This is a genomic window from Frischella sp. Ac48 (assembly GCF_019641635.1).
Taxonomy (GTDB): Bacteria; Pseudomonadota; Gammaproteobacteria; order Enterobacterales; family Orbaceae; genus Frischella; species Frischella japonica.
In genome coordinates this window covers 1-2,330 of the sequence record NZ_JAETXP010000005.1, presented here as the reverse complement: position 1 = coordinate 2,330, position 2,330 = coordinate 1, and the positions used below count along the sequence as shown (strand labels likewise).

Annotated in this window: 1 protein-coding gene and 2 tRNA genes; all 3 read right to left on the bottom strand. The window is 34.6% G+C overall.

Annotated elements, in window-relative coordinates; all coding sequences use genetic code 11:
• Positions 1-466: 466 nt before the first annotated feature.
• The 3 genes from JMI89_RS03720 to JMI89_RS03710 all read right to left on the bottom strand — a co-directional run bounded on the left by JMI89_RS03720 (position 467) and on the right by JMI89_RS03710 (position 2,232).
• Positions 467-1,669 (bottom strand): histidinol-phosphate transaminase, encoded by a 1,203-nt coding sequence (locus JMI89_RS03720; protein WP_187754218.1) that lies wholly within the window; start codon positions 1,667-1,669, stop codon positions 467-469.
• A gap of 322 nt (positions 1,670-1,991) precedes the next feature.
• Positions 1,992-2,067, bottom strand: a tRNA-Ala gene (locus JMI89_RS03715).
• Between the two features lie 88 nt (positions 2,068-2,155).
• A tRNA-Ile gene (locus JMI89_RS03710) sits at positions 2,156-2,232 on the bottom strand.
• Between the last annotated feature and the right edge of the window lie 98 nt (positions 2,233-2,330).

Sequence of the window (2,330 nt, the reverse complement as noted above, 5' to 3'; positions counted from 1 at the left end):
TCCACCGTGTACGCTTAGTTTCTTAACCTTACAACTCACAGTTGTCTCTGGTTTTCTCTTCGCTTTTTCTCTTTCCTGCTTCATAACATTCATACTTTCATATCAATCTATTCCGCAAAAACGAGAACTCGTTTCTTTCAGCTTGTTCCTACTTGTTAAAGAGCTTTATTAATTAGCACACAACTACATGCACTTACCAATAAACTGCGAGCAACTCGCACATTAAATTTACTGCATTTCTTTTTTAAAACACCTCATCTCTGAAGTGGGCGCTATATTAGTACAGAATTTTTAATAACACAACATTAATTTTAAAAAAATATCAAAATAATGCACGTTTGTATCTATTTTATGCTATATCTGGCTAGCAGAAATACATCTTATCTAAAATCATCTTAATTTAGAAAAAAATAGCATCGCTTGATGCCATTTTATCATTATAAATTTAGAAATTTATGTTTTAAGATTAAATAAAGTTTTGTTCGCGTAGCTGTTTTAGTATAGTTGCCGTATATAACATTTCCCCAGGTGTTCCTAATGAAATTCGACACCAGCCATTTGCTGGAGGAAAAGCTCGACCAACTAAAATAAATTTGTCTTTTAATAATTGTTGATACTCATTAAGTGCAATTGGAATTTTATGAAAAATAAAATTGGTCTCCGAAGCAACATAATATAAGTCTAATTCTTTTAGAACTTGCTCCATAATTAATCGTGATGTATCTGTTACCTTTTTAGAATATTTCAAATAAGATTGATCTTCCATTGAAGCTAATGCAGCACACACACCACAATAATTCAATTTTTCACCGGCAACATATTGGGCGATGTTTTTAATATGGATTGGATTGGCAAGTACATACCCTACTCGTAAACCCGCCATAGCATGAATCTTAGAAAATGTTTTCAATAAGATGACATTTTCATAGCCTTGTTCAATTAAAGTATCAACTGACTGATAACTTGCGTCATTCACAAATTCAGCATATGCTTCATCAACAATGAATATCGTGTTTTTCGGTTTGCTACGAATCCAATCAAAAACTTTTTTTGTATCAGTGATAGTTGATGTCGGATTATTTGGATTTACAAGATATACAATAGAATATCCCGAATATTGTTCGACCTTATTTATCAATCCCTCTATATCAATTGCCCAATCTGTCAAATTGGGCACTTTAATAACAGGAAGATTGGCTATTTTTGCAAAATATTCACCATCGCCATAAGTTAGTTCTGGGATAACAAATTGTGTTTTTTCTTTAGTAAATGCAACAATTGAACTGCGAATACCTTCTGATGATCCGGCTGTTAATAATACATAATCAGAATTTAAATTATGATGTTTTGCTATTGCCAGACTTAACAAAGGCATTTCATGCTTTGCATAACGATTTGCTTTACTCACCGCTGTAATAGCCGCTTGTTTGGCGTTAGGTGACATACCCAAAGCATTTTCATTAAAATTTAAACGAACCGGATTTTCCAAACTGGGGGTCGCAATTTCACTAACTGAAGATAGAGCATTCACATTAGTTAAAACAGGCTCTTGAGCAGCATAGCTTTTCCGTAAAGTAGAACTAACCGTTATACCGCCAATGGCAATACCGGAATAAGTTAAAAAATGTCGACGAGATAATATAACTTTATTGTTTGTTTCTGACATCATTTTAGGATCCTCTGTTAAATAACGATATAAAAACACAACCTAAAACAAGATCATTGCAAAATGGATACCAAAGTTAATACTAAACAACTAAATACAATGCAAAGCTAAAATTAGTAAATGAGAAATAGATAACTTGATTTATTTGAAATGGATAAGTAAGTCAATTTAATTTAATGTGGTGCAACTTTGCTTCAAAAATAAGCAATAATGTACCGTGTTAAACCATGAAAACTTTTGATTTTAAAACATGAATTCTACTGGCTTGGTAGGTATGAAAAACATTGAAAAGGATAAATAAAAAGTAAACAGAAAGAACAAATAATGGTGGAGCTAAGCGGGATCGAACCGCTGGCCTCCTGCGTGCAAGGCAGGCGCTCTCCCAGCTGAGCTATAGCCCCATCTATCTTCACTTCATCACTTCTACCAATTCGATTTGCCTTCGCTTTTTAGCACTACCAAATTCGCAATAGCTGACTTAACCTAAATTGGTGGGTCTGAGTGGACTTGAACCACCGACCTCACCCTTATCAGGGGTGCGCTCTAACCACCTGAGCTACAGACCCAATAAAGTGTTTTCTCTCTACAACAAACAATCTATGTGAACACTGTCAGGCACTTCGTAAGGAGGTGATCCAACCGCAGGTTCCCCTACGGTTACCTT